This is a genomic window from Pseudomonas sp. AL10 (assembly GCF_029960685.1).
Lineage (GTDB): Bacteria > Pseudomonadota > Gammaproteobacteria > Pseudomonadales > Pseudomonadaceae > Aquipseudomonas > Aquipseudomonas lactis.
In genome coordinates, this window is the sequence record NZ_JASBQZ010000011.1 from 17709 (window position 1) to 35553 (window position 17845).

Sequence of the window (17845 nt, forward strand, 5' to 3'; positions counted from 1 at the left end):
TGATAACTTCTCTTTAATCATTGTAGGAGCGAGCTTGCTCGCGAAGGTGGTTAACGATGACGCGTGTGCCTGGGTGATCGTGGTGCCCTGGAGTTTTTCGCGAGCAAGCTCGCTCCTACAGGGAGCCGGGTTCAGCCAAGGTTTAACCGCGCTCGCCGACCAGCCATTGCAGTTGCACTTCATGCTGGCCACGGTCATCGGTCACAAAGATCGTGCCTTCGCTGATCATCACGTCCCACTTGATGACGCGGGGCATGTCCTTGGCCAGGGTCTCCAACACTTCCTGGGGCACGGCAGCGATATGTACGTTTTTCAGGTTGTTGGCCACCGGCACCACCTTGCCTTCCCACACGCGCAGGCTGCCATAGGCCAGCAGGCTGGTGCGTTCGGTGCGGCGCGAGCACCAGGTCAGGCGGTCGGCATCCGGCTGGCCGACTTCGATCCAGTGCAAAACCCGATCATCCAGGCTCTTTTCCCACAGGGCTGGTTCGTCCACATCCGACAGGCCACGCCCGAACGCCAATTGCTCGTTGTACCAGAGGGCGTAGGCCAGCAGGCGCACGGTCATGCGCTCTTCGGTTTCCGAAGGGTGGCGGGCGATGGTCTGTTTGACGCTCTCATACACCGAGCGGTCGAGGTCGGTGAGGTTGAGTTCGAATTTGTAGGTCGTGGACGGCTGGGCCATGAACGGGCTTCTAAAGACAAGGAAAGACGGCCAGTCTAACCGATGGCGAGGGCATTGAACGAATACTGCGCTGCATCCACGCAGCTCGCCTATGTTAAAAAGCAGTACATCATCGTCCCGCGCTTGTAAGGATCCCCATGTCGCTTAATGCCAAACCACTTGCCGGCCTGAAAGTCATCGAACTGGGCACTCTGATCGCCGGCCCGTTTGCCTCACGCATCTGCGCCGAATTCGGCGCCGAAGTGATCAAGGTCGAATCCCCGGACGGCGGCGACCCGCTGCGCAAATGGCGCAAGCTGTATGAAGGCACTTCGCTGTGGTGGTTCGTGCAGGCCCGCAACAAGCAGTCGCTGACCCTCAACCTCAAGCACCCTGAGGGCCTGGCGATTCTCAAGCAACTGTTGGCCGACGCCGACATTCTGATCGAAAACTTCCGCCCAGGCGTGCTGGAGAAACTCGGCCTGAGTTGGGAAACCCTGCACGCCCTCAACCCCAAGCTGGTGATGGTACGCCTCTCGGGCTTCGGCCAGACGGGGCCGATGAAGGACCAGCCGGGGTTTGGCGCGGTGGGCGAGTCCATGGGCGGCTTGCGCTATATCACCGGCTTCGAAGACCGCCCGCCAGTGCGCACCGGGATTTCCATCGGCGACTCGATTGCCGCGTTGTGGGCGGTGATCGGCGCGCTGATGGCACTGCGTCACCGCGAGGTCAACGGCGGTCTGGGCCAAGTGGTGGATGTGGCGCTGTACGAAGCCATCTTCGCCATGATGGAAAGCATGATCCCCGAGTTCGATGTGTTCGGGTTTATCCGTGAGCGCACCGGCAACATCATGCCCGGCATCACCCCGTCCTCGATCCACACCACCGCAGACGGCAAGCATGTGCAAATCGGCGCCAATGGCGATGCGATCTTCAAGCGCTTCATGCAGGTGATCGGCCGTGACGACTTGGCGAACGACCCTGCACTGGCCAGCAATGACGGGCGTGACACTCGCCGCGACGAGCTGTACGGCGTGATTGATCGCTGGGTCAATTCGCTGTCGCTCGACCAGGTGATTGAGCAACTGAATAAAGCCGAGGTGCCCGCCAGCCGTATCTACAGCGCCGAAGACATGCTGGGTGACCCGCAATTCCTGGCCCGGGAAATGTTCCTCAAGGCGCAGTTGCCGGGCGGCAAGGACTTCAAGATGCCCGGCATCGTGCCCAAGCTCTCGGACACTCCGGGCAGTTGCGAATGGGTTGGCCCGCAATTGGGTGAACACAACAGCGTGGTGCTCAATGCCCTGGGCTATGACGCGGCGGCTATCACTCGCCTGCGCAAGGATGGCGCAATCTGACAAATTGCAGGCAAAAAGAAACCCCGAGCAGTGGGGAGACAACTCGGGGTTAAACGTGGCCTACAAAGACCAGTACAGCAAGCTACAGACACCGGAGCACAATGCCTGCTCTTGCTGTTACAAACTCTGACTGACCACCGTGTAGGAAGGTTCCGAAGAAAAATAATGTTTCATGCCAGTGCGCCGCCACGGGTTTGTGAGGCGTTGCGCAAGGCAGCGATGACTGAAGGTTCCAGGCGCCCTTCGGCAATTTTCAGGTCGCGAAGCAGGCAATCCACCACATCCACCAGCGCGCGCTTGTCGCTCAATTGCGCACGATCGACTTCACGTTCAACCACGATGGCGCCACCGGGGTTCTTCACGGTTACCAGGCAGTCGTCGCGCATACCGGCAGAGGTCAGCGTAACCTGATAAGGGCTCAGTGCTTGGCTGAGCAATAGGTTGATACTTTCCATCTCGATCACCACTCAATCATTCGAAAAAGGTTCGAAAAACAAAAATGTCACGAAGAGGCTGACATTCAAGTGACCCGTGCTCAAAGCAGAAAGTTCTACCTTTTGTGTAATCCACTGCTTGAGGAAAACGAGCATGCACGGAAAAGATGACAGAGAAAAAACAACGGCGCACAGGCTAGAATCCCTGGATTATCCCGGGAGCCTGCCTTGAGAGCCGCGTCTGAACCGCCCTTGCGTATCGTGATTGCCGACGATCACCCGATTTTCCTGATTGGCCTGCGCGCCGTGCTCGAACGTGACCCGCACATCAGCATCGTCGGCGAGGCCAATTCCCCCCAGGCCCTCAGTGCGTTGTTGCAACACAGTACCTGCGATGTGGTGGTGACCGACTTCATGATGCCCGTCGAGCCCCAGGCCGACGGGTTGCGCTTGATCGAGCAACTGCGCCGGCACTATCCGCACCTGCCCATTGTAGTGGTGACCATGCTCAACAATGCCGGGTTGTTTCATTCCATCCTGGCATTGGGTGTGATGGGCCTGCTGAGCAAGGCCAGCCTGGCCGATGAGCTGCCCCAGGCGATCCGCCAGGTGCGCCAGCAACGCACCTACGTGGCCCAAACCATCCGCCAGGCGCTGAGCCTGGCCGGGGAAGTCGGCGCTGATCGACTGCATTCCCAGGAGCACCTGTCACCCCGGGAGCTGGAGGTGATTCGCCTGTTGGCCGGTGGCATGACGGTGGGCGAGATCGCCGCGCACCTGCACCGCAGCAAGCAGACCGTCAGCGCGCAAAAAGTCAGCGCCATGCGCAAGCTCGGGCTGGTCAATGATGCCGCCCTGTTTATTTACGTGCAGGAACACGGGCTGGCCTAGCCTGAAATGCGATCCATTGCTTGAGCGCCGCGGCCTCCATCGGCCGCGCGATAAAGCAGCCTTGCAGCCACGCCGCGCCCAGTTCGCCCACGGCGTGATAGTCGGCGGCGGTTTCCACGCCGGTGACCACTACCGCAACGTCCAGGCGCGCCGCCATGCTCATGGCGCCCGCCACCACCGCGGCCTTGCGGTCATCATTGGCCATCCCACAGGCAAACGCCGGGGGGATTTTCAGCTCGGTAAAAGGCAGTTCCAGCAAATGCTGCAGGCTGGTGCCGCCCATGCCGAAGTCGCCGATGGACAACTGGCAACCCAACATGCGCAAGCGCAGCAACCCGGTGACATGGGCGCTGTCGGTTTTCAGCGTCGAGGTTTCCACCAACTCCAGGGTCAGGCTATGGGCGGGCACACCATGAAGTTGCAGCAAACCTTGCAGCACCTGGGGGAAGTGCTCACGCTCCAGCATGCGCCCGGGAATATTCACGGCCACCGGCAGCACTTGGCCGCTGTCGCCCATCACCTGGTTGGCCAGGCCAAGCGCCTGCTCCAGCACATGCCAGGTAAACGCCTCTTCCATGCCGGCAAACTCCAACACCGGCAGGAACTCGTCAGGCAGCAATAGCTCACCGTCCTGCAACTGCCAACGCGCCAGCGCCTCCACCCCTTGCAACACACCGGCCTGACTGACGATGGGCTGGTACCAGACCCCGCCACAGGCTGCGATAGTCGCCTGGCTGACATCCGCCGAGGGCGGCAGTTGTTCCTGCTCGCTCAAGCTCAGCAGTTGACGGACGCGCTCCCAGGACAGCACCGCTGGCCCTGGACGCAAGTGCTCCTGACAGTCGCTCAGTACTTGCCCGATCAGCTTGGCCGAAGCCGGCTTGGGCAAGCACGCCAAGACCTTGAGCCCCAATTGGCGCGCCATGTTCGCCACGCCTTCCAGAACGTCGGGCTCGGCGTTGCTGAGCAGGATCAATACTTGGGCCAGGCGGCGTTCCGCCAACTCACGGATCAACGCCAGGCCATCGCCCTGCTCCAGGTACAGATCGCAGATGGCGATATCCACCGGGCCTTTGCTGTCCAGGGATTGGCGGGCGATTTCGACCGTTTCCGCGGCGCGTACATTGAACACGCCGTTGGCATTGAGCATCTGGTGCAGGGCCATCAGTTGAAACGGGTTGTCTTCGAGGATCAGGACGTTCAGGGATCGCATGGGTAAGGGTGTCGGTACAGAGAAAGTCCTGCACAGTAGCCATACGCTACGCCGTGTCCCATAGGACGTGTCCTAAAAGCTTCTTTAAATGTGGGAGGGGCAAGCCTTGTCGGTCAAGCGCAGACCTCCTGTGGGAGCTGGCTTGCCTGCGAAGGCGGTGTGTCAGTCGCTACATCTGTTACTGCACTACCGCTATCGCCGGCAAGCTAGCTCCCACATTTGATCTTCGTTGCCTTGAGCATTGCGTTCGCTTGGCTGATCGGCATACGGGCTGGGTTACGCATCCAGATAAGGTTGCAGGTCGCGACGAAACGCCTTGAGCACCTCGGACAAGCGCAACCAGGGTGCTTCAAGCTCGGCGCCGCGCTGTTCACGGGCGCACTGCTCAAGGGCGACGCAGGCCTTGGCGAGTGGCAGTGCGTCCACCAGCGAGCAAATGCCCTTGAGCCGGTGCAGCGATGCATTCAAGCGTGCCACGTCGCGCTCGGCCAGGGCACCCGCCAATACCTCGTGTTCGTGGTCCAGGCTCTTGGCCAGTTCCTGCAACATGCTCTGTAGCACCGGCCCGTCGGCCTGGGTCATGGTGCGCAGGGCCTGGATATCGAACGAACGCAGGGGCGCCACGCGGGCCAGCACTTGGGTCCAGTGTTCCAGAGTCACGGGCTTGACCAGCAGTTCATCCATACCGGCGTCCTCGCAGCGGCGTTGTTCATCTTTCATAGCGTTCGCGGTGCAACCGATCAGCGCAAGACGAGGCCGTTGCTCCTCGGCTTCGAGGCGTCGGATCGCCGCACTCAAGGCATAGCCGGACATGCCGGGCATCTGGCAATCGGTGACCAGCACGTCAAAACGCTGCTCACGCCAGCGTTGCAACGCGGCCTCGGCCGACTCCAGGGCGACCACCTGGTGACCGAGGAACTGCAACTGCTGCGCCAGCACCAGGCGGTTGGCCGCCAAATCGTCCACCACCAGCACCGACAGGCTACGCCCCGTCGGTGACAACGTCGCGGTAGGCATTGCCGGCACATCATCGGTGCTGACCCGGTCCAGGCGCAGGTCAATGCACACCACCGTCCCCTCGCCCACCACACTGTCGAGGTAAATGCTCCCGCCCATCAATTCCACCAGTTGCTTGCAGATACTCAGGCCCAGGCCAGTGCCGCCGTGTTGCGCGGCGGTCAAGGGGCTTACCTGGGTAAATGGCTTGAACACCCGCGGCTGTTGCTCGGCGCTGATGCCCGGGCCGCTGTCCTTGACGCACAGGTGCAGGTATTCACTATCGCGCTCATCCCGCTGGCAAGTCACGCTGAGGTGAACCCCGCCCCGCTCGGTGAATTTGAGCGCATTGCCCAACAGGTTGTGCATCACCTGGCGTAACCGCAGCGGGTCGAACCAGTAATAGCCCTGAGCAGCCGGATCAAACGCCAGGGTCAGATGCAGGCCCTTCTTTTGCGCCGTGGCTTCGAACAGGCTCTGGATACCCTCGAAAAAACTTTTGAGCTCGGTGGTCTGTGGCGCCAGTTGCAGGTGACCGGCCTCGATCTTGGCCAAGTCCAGGCTGTCGCCCATCAGCGCAATCAGCTCGCGCGCCGAACGATGGGCCACTTGCAGCGCCTCGGAAACCGGCTGGCCGCTTGCCAGGCAACGCTCTTGCTCCAGTTCGAGCAAGCCAATGATGGCGGTCATGGGGGTGCGAATCTCATGGCTCAAGGCCGAGAGAAATGCACTTTTGGCGTAGTTCGCCTCATCGGCTGCCTGGCGGGCGTCCATCAGCTGGCGCTCCAGGTCTTTGCGTTCGTTGATGTCGATCCAGCCGCCCAACAACCCCTGCAAGCGGCCCTGAGCGTCGAAAAAGGGCACGGTCCACTGGTAGACGTGATAAGTACCGCCATTGAGCTCCAATTGCCGGTCGACAAACAACGACTGCTGCGTGGCCAATTGCTCCATGTGCCCTTCGTGCAGGCGCGCCGCCGTGGCGTCGGGCACGACCTTGCTTTCCATCAGCGTCAGGCCCTGGATCAGCTCCAGCCGGGTCGCCAGTTGCTGTTCATAGCTTTTGTTGCAGGTTACCAGCCGCCCATCCAGGTCGCGGACAAAGAGCGGGTTGGGCATACCGTCGAGCAATGCGCGCTTGAACGCCAGCTGGTCATTGAGCCGTTGCTCGGCCTCCAGCCGTTGGCGGATCTGGCGCTTGAGCCGGCTGTTCCACACCAACGACACCAACACAAACAGCAGCGCCGTGGCCATCGTCCAATAGGCCCAGGGCGGTACACGCTGCCAGACTGGCGGGGGAATCGTCACGGCACCGATCCAACGCAGGCGCAAGGCACTCAACTCAGCCACCGGCAACGCCTCCAGGGCTTTGTTCAGAATGTTCAGCAATTCAGGCTGGTCCTTGCGCACCGACAGGCAGTTGGACGACCACTGGCCGTCGACACTGCGGCCCATACGCAGGCCTTCCTGCGCATAACTCTGCACTTCCACTTCAGTCTGTATCGTGGCGGCGGCCTCGCCCCGTCGTACCAACTCACGGGCCTGGGTGTAATTGTCCACCAGGCGCAACTTGATGCGCGGGTGGTCATGGCGAATCTGGCTCTCCATGACGTGGCGTGCCGGCAATGCCAGCACCTTGCCGTCCAACTGGTTCAAACCCGTCAGGGGCGCGGCATCGGCACGTTCGATAAACACCCAGCCGGAGCCGCCAAAACCATGGCTGAAGTTGAGCAGCGCACTGCGCTCCTGATTCACCGCCAGGGTGGTGTTCATCTGCGCCCGGCCGGTTTCCAGCCATTCCAGGGTTTGTGCGGTAGAACCCACCTCTTCATAAATGAACTGCAAACCGGTCATGCGCGAGATGCGATTCAACAGGTCGACATTCAAGCCAACCCAGTGGCCGTCCTGGTCCCTGAAGATATAAGGCGACATTTGCTGGGCTACCACCACGACATGGGGATGCTCGCGCACCCAGGCCCGTTCCGATGTCGACAACGCAATGCGCTCACCACTGATGCCGACACCGAGCCCGGTGGTCCAGCGTGCGAGGATTTCGCGCTGCACCGACTCGTCGAGGCTTGCCAGCGCGCGGTTCATCATCGCCCCCAACAACGGATCGGCCTGGCGGGTGGCGAAGGCAAAACCGATGGGCGCCAGCCGGCTTTGCTCCTTGATCTGCAACCCCAGATAAGGCCGCAGCGATTTATAGGCGCGCACAATCACTTCATTGCCGATAAACGCATCGACATCGCCTTGCTTCAGGGCTTCGAGGCCGCTGTAGAGGTTGGGCGCGAGCATGATGTGGCTGTCGGGGTAGGCGGCGTGAACCTTCTGCACGTTGGCGTAGCCGTCGAGTAATACCAGCTTCTTGCCGGCCAGATCGTCGCCTTGGGTATCGTCGCGGCGCAGCACCACCACTGAACGGTCGGGCATGTAGTCCGGGGTGAACTGCAGGCCGGGTACATCTCGCTCGTAGCCATTGGCACTGGTGAGAATATCGATGGTGCCATTGCGCAGCGCTTCAACCGCCTGGGCGCGCTCGGAGAAGCCCAGCACTTGCATGGGCACACCCAGCCGCGCGCCGACCAGGCTCAAGTAATCGGCGCTGATGCCTTGGTAGCGATTGCGGTCGCGGGTGATGTCGATCGGCTGGTAGTCATCGATCGAGATGCCCACCTTCAATGTCCGATGCGCCGCCAACCACTGCTGCTCGGTCGGCGCCAGGGGCATAGGTTCAAGCGCGATAAACGCCGGCACCAGTTTGAACGGCAGGCTGACAGCGGCCAGGCTCATGGGTACCTGGGTGAGCCACAACAGGCACACCAGCTTCAACGTCCATTGGATCAACACCTGCACCGGTTGGGTTTCCTTGATTGGGCGAATGGGCAAGTATGGCTCGCCAGAATGAAAAAGCCCGTCACGAGGACGGGCTTGGCCGACTGCAAAAAAAGCTGACTGTTGCCCCACCATGTCTTGGGTGGATGAAATCAGCTTGAATGTGGGGCAGCACAAAGATGCCCCTCGGCCGTCAGGCAGCCCTGTCGATCAGAGCGGCTTGCCCCGATTGCCGTGCTGGCTGACGAACGCCTGCACCGCCTTCAGGTCATTGGCCAACACGGTGCAGCGCTCTTCGCGCTCGAACAGGTCGGTCAAATGCTCCGGCAACTCCAGGGCCTTGCCAATGCCGGCCTTCTCCACCGCTTCCGGGAACTTGACCGGGTGCGCGGTACCGAGGATCACCATTGGAATATCCAGGCTGCGGCGGCACTCGCGGGCGGCTTTCACGCCGATGGCCGTGTGCGGGTCGAGCACTTCGCCGGTCTCGGCGTAGACTTGCGCGATGGTTTCGCAGGTTTGCGCGTCGTCCACGGCCAGGGAATCGAACAGCTTGCGGGTTTCGGTCCAGCGCTCTTGCTCGACGCTGAAACCGCCACCTTGCTTGAAACTGTTCATCAGCTCGGCCAGGGCTGCGCCGTTGCGACCGTGCATGTCGAACAGCAGGCGTTCGAAGTTCGACGACACCATGATGTCCATGGACGGCGACAGCGTGGCGTGCAGGGTTTCCTTCACGTACTGGTTGCCGCTCATGAAGCGATGCAGGATGTCGTTGCGGTTGGTGGCGACGATCAACTGGTTGATCGGCAGGCCCATGTTGCGCGCCAGGTAACCGGCAAAAATATCGCCGAAGTTGCCGGTCGGCACCGAGAACGACACCGAACGCGCCGGGCCGCCCAACTGCAGCGAGGCGTGGAAGTAGTAGACGATCTGGGCCATGATCCGCGCCCAGTTGATCGAGTTCACCGCCACCAGGCGCGTGCCCTTGAGGAAGCTCTGGTCAGCGAAGCTGTTCTTGACCATTTCCTGGCAGTCATCGAAGTTGCCTTCGATGGCGATGTTATGGATGTTCTCACCGAAGATGGTGGTCATCTGGCGACGCTGAACTTCGGACACACGCTTGTGCGGGTGCAGGATGAAGATGTCGACGTTCTCGCAGTGCTTGCACCCTTCGATGGCTGCCGAGCCGGTATCGCCGGAGGTGGCGCCGATGATCACCACGCGCTCGCCGCGCTTTTCCAGCACGTAGTCGAGCAGGCGACCGAGCAGTTGCAGGGCGAAGTCCTTGAACGCCAGGGTCGGGCCGTGGAACAGCTCCAGCACCCACTCATTGCCGTTCAGTTGGCGCAGGGGCGCGATGGCGTTGTGGGAAAACACGCCATAGGTTTCTTCCAGAATCTTCTTGAAGTCCGCATCCGGAATGCTACCGGTCACGAACGGGCGCATCACGCGGAAAGCCAGCTCGTGATACGGCAGGCCGGCCCAGGAAGCGATTTCTTCCTGGGTGAAGCGTGGCAGGTTTTCCGGCACATACAGGCCGCCGTCGGTGGCAAGGCCTGCCAGCAGAACGTCTTCGAAATTCAGGGCCGGTGCCTGGCCGCGGGTGCTGATATAACGCATGACTGGCTCCTCTAAAACATTCTCGAACAGGGGCCGCCGAATGGACGGGGCCCCTGGAACAAATTGGTTAGTTCAAGTGTTCGACGCGAATCCGCACCACCGGGCCCACTACGCCTTGCAAGGCTTCCAGGGCATGGATGGCATCGTTGATGTGCTGTTCGAGCACGCGGTGGGTCAGCAGGATCATCGGCACCTGGCCGTTTTGCTCCTCGACTTCCTTCTGCATGATCGACTCGATATTGATACCGCGCTCCGACAGGATGCTGGCCACCTGGGCCAACACGCCTGGATGGTCCTGGGCCTGGATGCGCAGGTAGTAGGCACTTTCGCAAGCTTCGATCGGCAGGATCGGGTGGGCCGACAGCGAGTCCGGCTGGAAGGCCAGGTGCGGCACGCGGTTTTCCGGGTCGCTGGTCATGGCGCGAACCACATCCACCAGGTCGGCGATCACCGACGACGCGGTTGGCTCCATGCCGGCACCAGCGCCGTAGAACAGGGTGGAACCGGCGGCGTCGCCGTTGACCATCACCGCGTTCATCACGCCGTTGACGTTGGCGATCAGGCGGTCGGCCGGGATCAGCGTCGGGTGAACCCGCAACTCGATACCGGCTGGGGTGCTGCGCGCCACGCCCAGGTGTTTGATACGGTAGCCCAGGGCTTCGGCGTAGTTGACGTCGGCGGTGGTCAGCTTGGTGATGCCTTCGGTGTAGGCCTTGTCGAACTGCAGCGGGATACCAAAGGCAATGGACGCCAGGATGGTCAGCTTGTGGGCCGCGTCGATACCTTCCACGTCGAAGGTCGGGTCGGCTTCGGCGTAACCCAGAGCCTGGGCTTCGGCCAGCACGTCTTCGAAGGTACGGCCCTTCTCGCGCATTTCGGTGAGGATGAAGTTACCGGTGCCGTTGATGATGCCGGCCACCCAGTTGATGCGGTTGGCGGACAGGCCTTCACGGATCGCCTTGATCACCGGGATACCACCGGCCACCGCGGCTTCGAACGCCACGATAACGCCCTTCTCGCGGGCCTTGGCGAAGATCTCGTTGCCGTGCACGGCGATCAGCGCCTTGTTGGCGGTGACCACGTGCTTACCGTTCTCGATGGCCTTGAGCACCAGTTCGCGGGCCACGGTGTAGCCGCCCACCAGCTCGATAACGATATCGATCTCAGGGTTGGTGGCCACGGCGAACACATCGTTGGTAATCGCAATACCGGTCGTTTCGAACTGAGGCTTTGGCGAACGCGTGGCAATCTGCGCCACTTCAATCCCGCGACCTGCGCGGCGGGAAATTTCTTCAGCGTTACGCTGAAGTACGTTGAAGGTACCGCCACCGACGGTCCCTAACCCACAGATGCCTACTTTGACCGGTTTCACTGAAGAACTCCCCATGAAACGGCCGACGCTAGGTCGGCCGTGAAAACAGCCGCACAACTGCGGCTCTCAATTAATGACCCACCGACGGTTCGGCGGGCCATGATCGTCAAAGGCTCAACGATAAATGCTTACTTGGCACCCAGTGCCAGTTTGGCAACTTGCGGCGCCGGCTGGTAGCCCGGAATCACCTGGCCGTCGGCCAAAACGATGGCCGGTGTACCGTTCACACCAATGGACTGGCCCAGGGCGAACTGCTTGGAAACCGGGTTGGCGCATTTGGCCGACTTGATTTCCTTGCCATCGACCATCTTGTCCATGGCCGCTTTCTTGTCGGCCGAGCACCACACCGCCTGCAACTGCTCGTCACCCGGCGAACCCAGGCCCTGGCGCGGGAAGGCAACGTAGCGCACTTCCACGCCCAGCTTGTTCAGCGCCGGGATTTCAGCGTGCAGCTTGTGGCAGTACGGGCACGTGGTGTCGGTGAACACGGTGATGTGGGTCTTGGTTTCGCCAATAGCGGGGTAAACCACGGTTTCAGCCACCGGAATGCCGTTGATCAGCTTGGACACGCCCAGGCGCTCGGCCTTCTCGGTCAGGTTGACCGGCTTGCCGTCCTTGAGCTGGAACAGGTAGCCCTGGACGATGTACTGGCCATCGGCACTGGCGTACAGCACGCGGCTGCCCTTGAGCTTGACTTCGTACAGGCCGGCCATGGGGCTGGCGCTGATGCTTTCGATAGGCGTGTCGAGCGCCAGGTTGGCCAGGCTCTTGCGGATGGTCTGCTCGGCCGCATCATCGGCGAGCGCAAAGGTGGAAACCAACGCAATGGCTGCGGCGGCAATAATCTGGGTCAAGCGCATGGGAACTCCTGAAGGCAGAGGCAGGGACGGGAGCAGAATACTGATCTGGACCACAATGGATGCCGTCCCCTTTGCGAACCGGCAAAGCCTACCACAGTTGGGCGGGAGGGCAGCCCGCGACAGGTAAAATGGGCCATTTCTGACGGTTTTATCCGCGTGGGTGGTGCTTGGCGTGCATGTCCTGCAAACGTGCGCGCGCCACATGGGTGTAGATCTGGGTTGTGGATAAGTCGCTGTGCCCAAGCAGCATTTGCACCACGCGCAAATCCGCGCCGTGGTTGAGCAAGTGGGTGGCGAACGCATGGCGCAGGGTGTGGGGTGACAGCGCCTTGCCGATCCCGGCCACTTTGGCCTGGTGCTTGATGCGGTGCCAGAAGGTCTGGCGGGTCATCTGCTCCCCGCGCAGGCTGGGGAACAGCACGTCGCTGGGGCGCCCACCGAGCAGTTCGTGGCGCGCATCGCGCATGTAGCGCTCGACCCACACAATCGCCTCCTCGCCCATGGGCACCAGCCGCTCCTTGCTGCCCTTGCCCATCACGCGCAACACGCCCTGGCGCAGGTTGACCTGCTCCAGGGTCAGGCTGATCAGTTCGGTGACGCGCAGGCCGCAGGCATACAGCACCTCAAGCATGGCGCGGTCGCGCTGGCCGATGGCCTCGCTCAGGTCCGGGGCCGCGAGCAAGGCATCGACGTCGGCTTCCGACAAGGACTTGGGCAACGGCCTGCCGAGTTGCGGCATGTCGATTTGCAGGGTCGGGTCGACGGCGATGAGTTTTTCCCGCAGCAGGTAGCGATAAAAGCCACGTACACCGGAGAGAAATCGCGCGGTGGAGCGTGGTTTGTAGTTCTGCTCCAGGCGCCAGGCCAGGTGATCGAGGATCAGCTCGCGCCCGGCATTGATCAGTTCAAGGTTTTTCTCCTGCAGCCAGCCGTTGAACAGCGCCAGGTCGCTGCGGTACGCCTGGCGTGTGTTGTCCGAGAGGCCTTTTTCTAACCAAAGGGCGTCGAGGAAGCGGTCGATCAGGGGATGGTCAATGGCTGGCATGGGCACTCAAGCGACTTAGCACAAGGCAATACGCGAATTATTTAGTGAACTGTGGCAAGAGCCATTAGTCTTTCATAGCCCGCTATTTCAAGGAACAGGAAGCTTTAATGAACGAACAACAGATTTTGTTGGCTTTTGGCGGTATTGGCGTGGCCGCACTCGGCTGCCAGTGGCTGGCCTGGCGCCTGAAACTGCCGGCGATTCTGTTTCTTCTCCTGAGCGGGATTCTGGCAGGGCCGATACTCGGATGGCTCGACCCGCAGGAAATGTTCGGCCCTCTGTTGATGCCATTGGTGTCGTTGGCAGTGGCGCTGATCCTGTTTGAGGGCAGCCTGACCCTGCACCTGTCGGAATGGAAGGAAATCGGCAGCGTGGTGCATCGCCTGGTCACGGTTGGCGCCCTGTCAACCTGGGCAGTGATCACCCTGGCCACCCACTGGCTGCTGGGTTTTGACTGGATGCTGGCGCTGCTGTTCGGCACCCTGACACTGGTCACCGGCCCGACGGTGATCGTGCCCATGTTGCGTGTGGTACGCCCCAAAGCCTCCATCGCCAATATCCTGCGTTGGGAAGGCATCGTCATCGATCCGATTGGCGCACTGCTGGCGGTAGTGGTGTATAGCTTCATCATCGCCAGTGCGTCGGGCGACGGCTTGAGCCACAGCCTGCTGACCTTCGGCGGCGTCATCCTCTGCGGCAGCCTGTTCGGCATCGCCGGTGGCTGGGTGCTGGGGCAGATCATGCGCCGCCAGTGGTTGCCGGAATACCTGCATAACCTGGCGACGCTGGCCGGTGTACTGGGCATCTTCATCGCCTCCAACCAGGTGATGCATGAGTCCGGCCTGCTGGCGGTCACGCTGATGGGCATGTGGATGGCGAACATGAAAGGCGTGGATGTACGGCACATCCTGCACTTCAAGGAAAACCTCAGTGTGTTGCTGATTTCCGGGCTGTTCATTCTGCTGGCGGCACGCCTGGACCTGAACGCCATGATCGCCCTGGGCCCGTTTGTGTTGATCCTGCTGTTGATCATCCAATTCATTGCTCGCCCGTTGAACGTGGCGCTTTCGACCTTTGGCTCCGGGCTGAACTGGCGCGAGCGTGCGCTGCTGGCCTGGATCGCCCCACGGGGCATTGTGGCGGCGGCGGTGTCAGCGATCTTTGCGATCCGCCTGGATGAGGCCGGCCACGAAGGTGCGTTGTTGCTGGTGCCGCTGACCTTCGCAGTGATCATCGGCACCGTGGTGCTGCAAAGCGCTACGGCACGCCCCTTGGCCCGCCTGCTCAAAGTCGCTGAGCCGGCACCCAGCGGCTTCCTGATCGTGGGTGCGAACGGCCCGGCGCGGGCGCTCGGCAAGGCGTTGCAGCAGTTGGGCAGCCGCGTACTGCTGACCGACTCAAGCTGGGAAAACATCCGCGCCAGTCGTATGGAAGGCTTGCCTACGTACTTCGGTAACCCGGCCTCCCAGCATGCCGAGTCCCATCTGGACCTGGTCGGCCTGGGGCATCTGCTCGCGCTCTCGCCTTCTGGCGAACTGAATGCCTTGGCCACCATGCGTTTTCGCCATGACTTCGGCCATCGCCTGTTCGCCCTGGCCAGCAGCCAGGAAAACCGTCGCACCGACAAGCACAAGGCCAGCCATGAACACCGCGGACACTTGCTGGGCAGCCAACCCTTGAGCTACACCAAATTGGCCAGCCTGCTGGGCCAAGGCGCCGAGTTGTACAGCACCAGCCTCACCGACGGCTTTGGGTGGGAGCAGTACCAGGCGTTGCACGGCGAGCGCGCCACCTTGCTGTTTGCCAGGGACACCAGCGGCTGGGTACACGTGGTCTCGCCCGAGAGCAACTTGAAGCCTGTAGCGGGCTGGACCTTGCTGGCGGTCATTCAACCGCAGGCCAGCACCGCCGAATAATCAGTCAACAAAGCCTGGCAGTACCGGGACAGGGCGTTTATCTGCGTCAATCGCGACGAAGCTGAACACGCCCTGGATCGCTTTTTCACGGCCATCAGCGCTCATGCTCTCCACGAACACTTCAACCTCGACCTTGAGGCTGGTGTTGCCAACCTTAATCACCCGACCGATCAGCTCAACGATAGAGCCAGCCGGGATCGCGTGGTTGAAGTCGATACGGTCAGTGGAGACCGTCACCAAAGGTAAGCGGCAGAAACGCGTGGCGGTGATGAACGACACTTCGTCCATCCATGCCAGGGCGGTGCCGCCGAACAGGGTGTTGTGGTGGTTAGTGGTGGGCGGGAACACGGCCTTGGTCACGTGAGTGACCGACAGATCGGTGCGGCGCTGGATTTCTTCGAGGCGGGTGGTCATGGTCAATACCAACAGATAGGCAAATTTCAGGCACAAAAAAGCAGCCCGTAGGCTGCTTTTTTCTGCATCGGGAAGCTGGACTTAAGCCAGTTTTTCCTTGATGCGAGCTGCTTTACCGGACAGGTCACGCAGGTAGTACAGCTTGGCTTTACGTACGTCACCGCGACGCTTAACGGCCATGCTGTCGATTTGCGGGCTGTAGGTCTGGAAAGTACGCTCTACGCCAACACCGTTGGAGATTTTACGAACAGTGAAAGCACTGTTCACACCACGGTTACGCTTGGCGATTACCACGCCTTCGAACGCTTGCAGACGCGAACGGTCGCCTTCCTTCACTTTCACCTGAACGACAATGGTGTCGCCCGGGGCAAAGGTAGGGATCTCTTTGGTCATCTGCTCTGCTTCGAGTGCAAGGATGATTTTGTTAGTCATGCTGTGCTCCTAAGGTAAGTCAATGGACCTACCATCGATACGTTGTTAACTATCGTCCCGCGCGAGGATGTATTCCTCGAGCAGCTTCTTCTCTTCTCCAGAAAGCGAGCGGCTTTCCAGAAGATCGGCGCGTCGTTCATAGGTCCGACCAAGGGACTGCTGTAAACGCCAACGCCGGATGTGTGCGTGATTGCCACTTAGCAATACGTCGGGAACACGCTGATCCACATACACCTCCGGACGGGTGTAGTGCGGGCAATCCAGCAAACCATCCGTGAAGGAATCTTCCTCCGCGGAGTCCGCATGCCCTAAAGCTCCGGGCAGCAGTCGTGTAACCGCATCTATCAGGACCATCGCCGGCAGCTCGCCGCCAGACAGGACATAGTCCCCAATCGACCACTCTTCATCGACATGAGCTTCAATAAAACGCTCGTCAATGCCTTCATAGCGACCGGCAATCAGGATCAAACTTTCCTCATTCGCCAGTTCGCGTACCGCCGCCTGTTTCAGCTGACGGCCTTGAGGGGACAGGTAAATTACCTTCGCCTTCTCCCCGGCGGCTGCCTTGGCCTGAACCAACGCATCTTCCAGGGGCTTGATCTTCATCACCATGCCCGGGCCACCGCCAAATGGGCGATCGTCCACAGTGTGATGTCGATCCGTCGTGTAGTCTCGCGGGTTCCAACAGGTGAGCTGCAACAGCCCCTGTTTCACCGCCCGACTGGTGATGCCGTACTCGCTGATGGCGGAAAACATCTCGGGAAACAAACTGATCACTTCAATGCGCAAATTAGCCACGCTTAGAAGTCCGCGTCCCATTCCACCTTCATCTCGCCCGCTGCCAGGTCGACGGCCAACACGCATTGCTCGGTATAGGGCAACAGGCGTTCACGGTCATCCAGGCTGCCAGCGCAAGGCTTGACCACCATTACATCATTGGCGCCGGTTTCCAGAAGATGATCGATTTTCCCCAGCAATTGCCCGAGTTGATCAATAACCTTCAGACCTTCCAGCTGGTACCAGTAGTACTCGCCGTCGGTCAATTCAGGGAACAGGTTGCGCGGCACGCAGATCTCATAACCGGCCAGAAGACGAGCTTCTTCACGGTCATCAAGACCCTTGAGCTTTGCGACCAGGAACTTGTCGCTCCCGCGTCCACTGACCAGCTCAACCTGCTTCACACTCCCTTCGCGCTTGAGCGTCCAGGTTTTGTACTGCAACAGGTTTTCAGTCGGATCAGTAAAGGAATACACCTTCACTTCGCCGCGAACGCCATGAACAGAGTAAATCTTGCCGATAACGATCAAATCATCAGCAACAGCTGGCGTCGCGTTCATATTGCTCAGGCTGCGGCCTTAGCCGAGTCCTTCAACAGTTTTGCAACGCGCTCGGATGGCTGTGCGCCAACGCTCAGCCAGTAGGCTACGCGCTCTTGGTTCACGGACAGACGAACTTCTTGACCACGAGCAACAGGGTTGAAGAAACCAACCTGTTCCTTGTGCGAACCGTCACGCGGGTTGCGGCTGTCGGTTACGGTCAAGTGGTAAAACGGGCGCTTTTTGGAGCCGCCAAGGGCAAGACGGATTGTTAGCATGTGAACATCGTTCCTGTAGTCGGTGCTGCAAATCTAAATGCACAGCGGGCATAGGTGCCCGAAAGGCCGCATATTCTAAGGAATATCCGGACTTTTGCAAATGTCTTTTTCTGGCGCCTATCAGCGTGCCATTCAGATCTGCTATAGAGCCGTCGGTTAAAACGGCGAGTCAGCGCCCGCCAACGGCGGGTTTGCTGGAGATCC

16 protein-coding genes are annotated in these 17845 nt (G+C 60.5%); 3 read left to right on the forward strand and 13 right to left on the reverse strand.

The window, feature by feature from the left end:
• Positions 1 to 142: 142 nt before the first annotated feature.
• Positions 143 to 685 carry a YaeQ family protein gene (locus tag QK296_RS13320; RefSeq protein WP_003193952.1) on the reverse strand — a complete coding sequence of 181 codons (543 nt, stop codon included), beginning with the start codon at positions 683 to 685 and terminating at the stop codon, positions 143 to 145.
• Between the two features lie 137 nt (positions 686 to 822).
• On the opposite strand from QK296_RS13320, the gene QK296_RS13325 reads away from it, so the two are divergent.
• Positions 823 to 2022 carry a CaiB/BaiF CoA-transferase family protein gene (locus QK296_RS13325; protein WP_003193953.1) on the forward strand — a complete coding sequence of 400 codons (1200 nt, stop codon included), beginning with the start codon at positions 823 to 825 and terminating at the stop codon, positions 2020 to 2022.
• Between the two features lie 170 nt (positions 2023 to 2192).
• Here the strand turns inward: QK296_RS13325 and QK296_RS13330 are convergent, their stop codons facing one another.
• A complete protein-coding gene (locus QK296_RS13330; RefSeq protein ID WP_020301357.1) occupies positions 2193 to 2477 on the reverse strand; it encodes a DUF3509 domain-containing protein in 285 nt (94 codons plus the stop codon).
• A gap of 207 nt (positions 2478 to 2684) precedes the next feature.
• Between QK296_RS13330 and QK296_RS13335 the strand changes: the two genes are divergently transcribed.
• Positions 2685 to 3347, forward strand: coding sequence for a response regulator transcription factor (locus tag QK296_RS13335; protein ID WP_057710505.1), 663 nt, complete (start codon positions 2685 to 2687; stop codon positions 3345 to 3347).
• On the opposite strand, the gene QK296_RS13340 is transcribed toward QK296_RS13335, so the two are convergent.
• From QK296_RS13340 to xerD, 6 genes are all read right to left on the reverse strand, one after another.
• Complete coding sequence (locus QK296_RS13340; RefSeq protein ID WP_282391028.1) at positions 3316 to 4560, reverse strand: EAL domain-containing response regulator; 1245 nt, start codon at positions 4558 to 4560, stop codon at positions 3316 to 3318. The genes QK296_RS13335 and QK296_RS13340 overlap by 32 nt on opposite strands.
• Before the next feature lie 276 nt (positions 4561 to 4836).
• Positions 4837 to 8409: a transporter substrate-binding domain-containing protein gene (locus tag QK296_RS13345; protein ID WP_169856379.1), complete on the reverse strand. Its 3573-nt coding sequence runs from the start codon at positions 8407 to 8409 to the stop codon at positions 4837 to 4839.
• A gap of 189 nt (positions 8410 to 8598) precedes the next feature.
• Complete coding sequence (thrC, locus tag QK296_RS13350; RefSeq protein ID WP_003193958.1) at positions 8599 to 10008, reverse strand: threonine synthase; 1410 nt, start codon at positions 10006 to 10008, stop codon at positions 8599 to 8601.
• A gap of 67 nt (positions 10009 to 10075) precedes the next feature.
• The gene (locus QK296_RS13355; RefSeq protein ID WP_003193959.1) at positions 10076 to 11380 is read right to left on the reverse strand and encodes a homoserine dehydrogenase; all 1305 of its coding nucleotides are present in this window, start codon (positions 11378 to 11380) and stop codon (positions 10076 to 10078) included.
• Positions 11381 to 11508: 128 nt separating this feature from the next.
• Positions 11509 to 12240 (reverse strand): thioredoxin fold domain-containing protein, encoded by a 732-nt coding sequence (locus QK296_RS13360; protein WP_003193960.1) that lies wholly within the window; start codon positions 12238 to 12240, stop codon positions 11509 to 11511.
• 148 nt (positions 12241 to 12388) lie between these two features.
• A complete protein-coding gene (xerD, locus tag QK296_RS13365; protein ID WP_003193961.1) occupies positions 12389 to 13285 on the reverse strand; it encodes a site-specific tyrosine recombinase XerD in 897 nt (298 codons plus the stop codon).
• 107 nt (positions 13286 to 13392) lie between these two features.
• Here xerD and QK296_RS13370 point away from each other — a divergent pair, with 107 nt between their 5' ends.
• Entirely contained in the window at positions 13393 to 15201 is a 1809-nt protein-coding gene (locus tag QK296_RS13370; RefSeq protein WP_014719784.1) for a sodium:proton antiporter, read from the forward strand.
• Here the strand turns inward: QK296_RS13370 and QK296_RS13375 are convergent, their stop codons facing one another.
• From QK296_RS13375 to rpsP, 5 genes are all read right to left on the reverse strand, one after another.
• The gene (locus QK296_RS13375; protein WP_003193963.1) at positions 15202 to 15615 is read right to left on the reverse strand and encodes an acyl-CoA thioesterase; all 414 of its coding nucleotides are present in this window, start codon (positions 15613 to 15615) and stop codon (positions 15202 to 15204) included. It lies immediately after the preceding gene.
• An 81-nt stretch (positions 15616 to 15696) separates the two neighbouring features.
• Entirely contained in the window at positions 15697 to 16047 is a 351-nt protein-coding gene (rplS, locus tag QK296_RS13380) for a 50S ribosomal protein L19 (protein ID WP_003175895.1), read from the reverse strand.
• Positions 16048 to 16092: 45 nt separating this feature from the next.
• Positions 16093 to 16866, reverse strand: coding sequence for a tRNA (guanosine(37)-N1)-methyltransferase TrmD (trmD, locus tag QK296_RS13385; protein WP_153475158.1), 774 nt, complete (start codon positions 16864 to 16866; stop codon positions 16093 to 16095).
• The gene (gene rimM / locus QK296_RS13390) at positions 16848 to 17384 is read right to left on the reverse strand and encodes a ribosome maturation factor RimM (protein ID WP_003175898.1); all 537 of its coding nucleotides are present in this window, start codon (positions 17382 to 17384) and stop codon (positions 16848 to 16850) included. Before rimM ends, trmD begins: the two co-directional genes overlap by 19 nt.
• A 5-nt stretch (positions 17385 to 17389) precedes the next feature.
• Positions 17390 to 17641 carry a 30S ribosomal protein S16 gene (rpsP, locus tag QK296_RS13395; protein WP_003175899.1) on the reverse strand — a complete coding sequence of 84 codons (252 nt, stop codon included), beginning with the start codon at positions 17639 to 17641 and terminating at the stop codon, positions 17390 to 17392.
• Positions 17642 to 17845 lie beyond the last annotated feature (204 nt).

Bases quoted from the DNA above. Each gene is read 5' to 3' on its own strand.
- QK296_RS13320 (WP_003193952.1), bottom strand. From the start codon at position 685: ATGGCCCAGCCGTCCACGACCTACAAATTCGAACTCAACCTCACCGAC.
- QK296_RS13325 (WP_003193953.1), top strand. From the start codon at position 823: ATGTCGCTTAATGCCAAACCACTTGCCGGCCTGAAAGTCATCGAACTG.
- QK296_RS13330 (WP_020301357.1), bottom strand. From the start codon at position 2,477: ATGGAAAGTATCAACCTATTGCTCAGCCAAGCACTGAGCCCTTATCAG.
- QK296_RS13340 (WP_282391028.1), bottom strand. From the start codon at position 4,560: ATGCGATCCCTGAACGTCCTGATCCTCGAAGACAACCCGTTTCAACTG.
- thrC (WP_003193958.1), bottom strand. From the start codon at position 10,008: ATGCGTTATATCAGCACCCGCGGCCAGGCACCGGCCCTGAATTTCGAA.
- QK296_RS13360 (WP_003193960.1), bottom strand. From the start codon at position 12,240: ATGCGCTTGACCCAGATTATTGCCGCCGCAGCCATTGCGTTGGTTTCC.
- xerD (WP_003193961.1), bottom strand. From the start codon at position 13,285: ATGCCAGCCATTGACCATCCCCTGATCGACCGCTTCCTCGACGCCCTT.
- QK296_RS13370 (WP_014719784.1), top strand. From the start codon at position 13,393: ATGAACGAACAACAGATTTTGTTGGCTTTTGGCGGTATTGGCGTGGCC.
- QK296_RS13375 (WP_003193963.1), bottom strand. From the start codon at position 15,615: ATGACCACCCGCCTCGAAGAAATCCAGCGCCGCACCGATCTGTCGGTC.
- rplS (WP_003175895.1), bottom strand. From the start codon at position 16,047: ATGACTAACAAAATCATCCTTGCACTCGAAGCAGAGCAGATGACCAAA.
- trmD (WP_153475158.1), bottom strand. From the start codon at position 16,866: ATGGGACGCGGACTTCTAAGCGTGGCTAATTTGCGCATTGAAGTGATC.
- rimM (WP_003175898.1), bottom strand. From the start codon at position 17,384: ATGAACGCGACGCCAGCTGTTGCTGATGATTTGATCGTTATCGGCAAG.
- rpsP (WP_003175899.1), bottom strand. From the start codon at position 17,641: ATGCTAACAATCCGTCTTGCCCTTGGCGGCTCCAAAAAGCGCCCGTTT.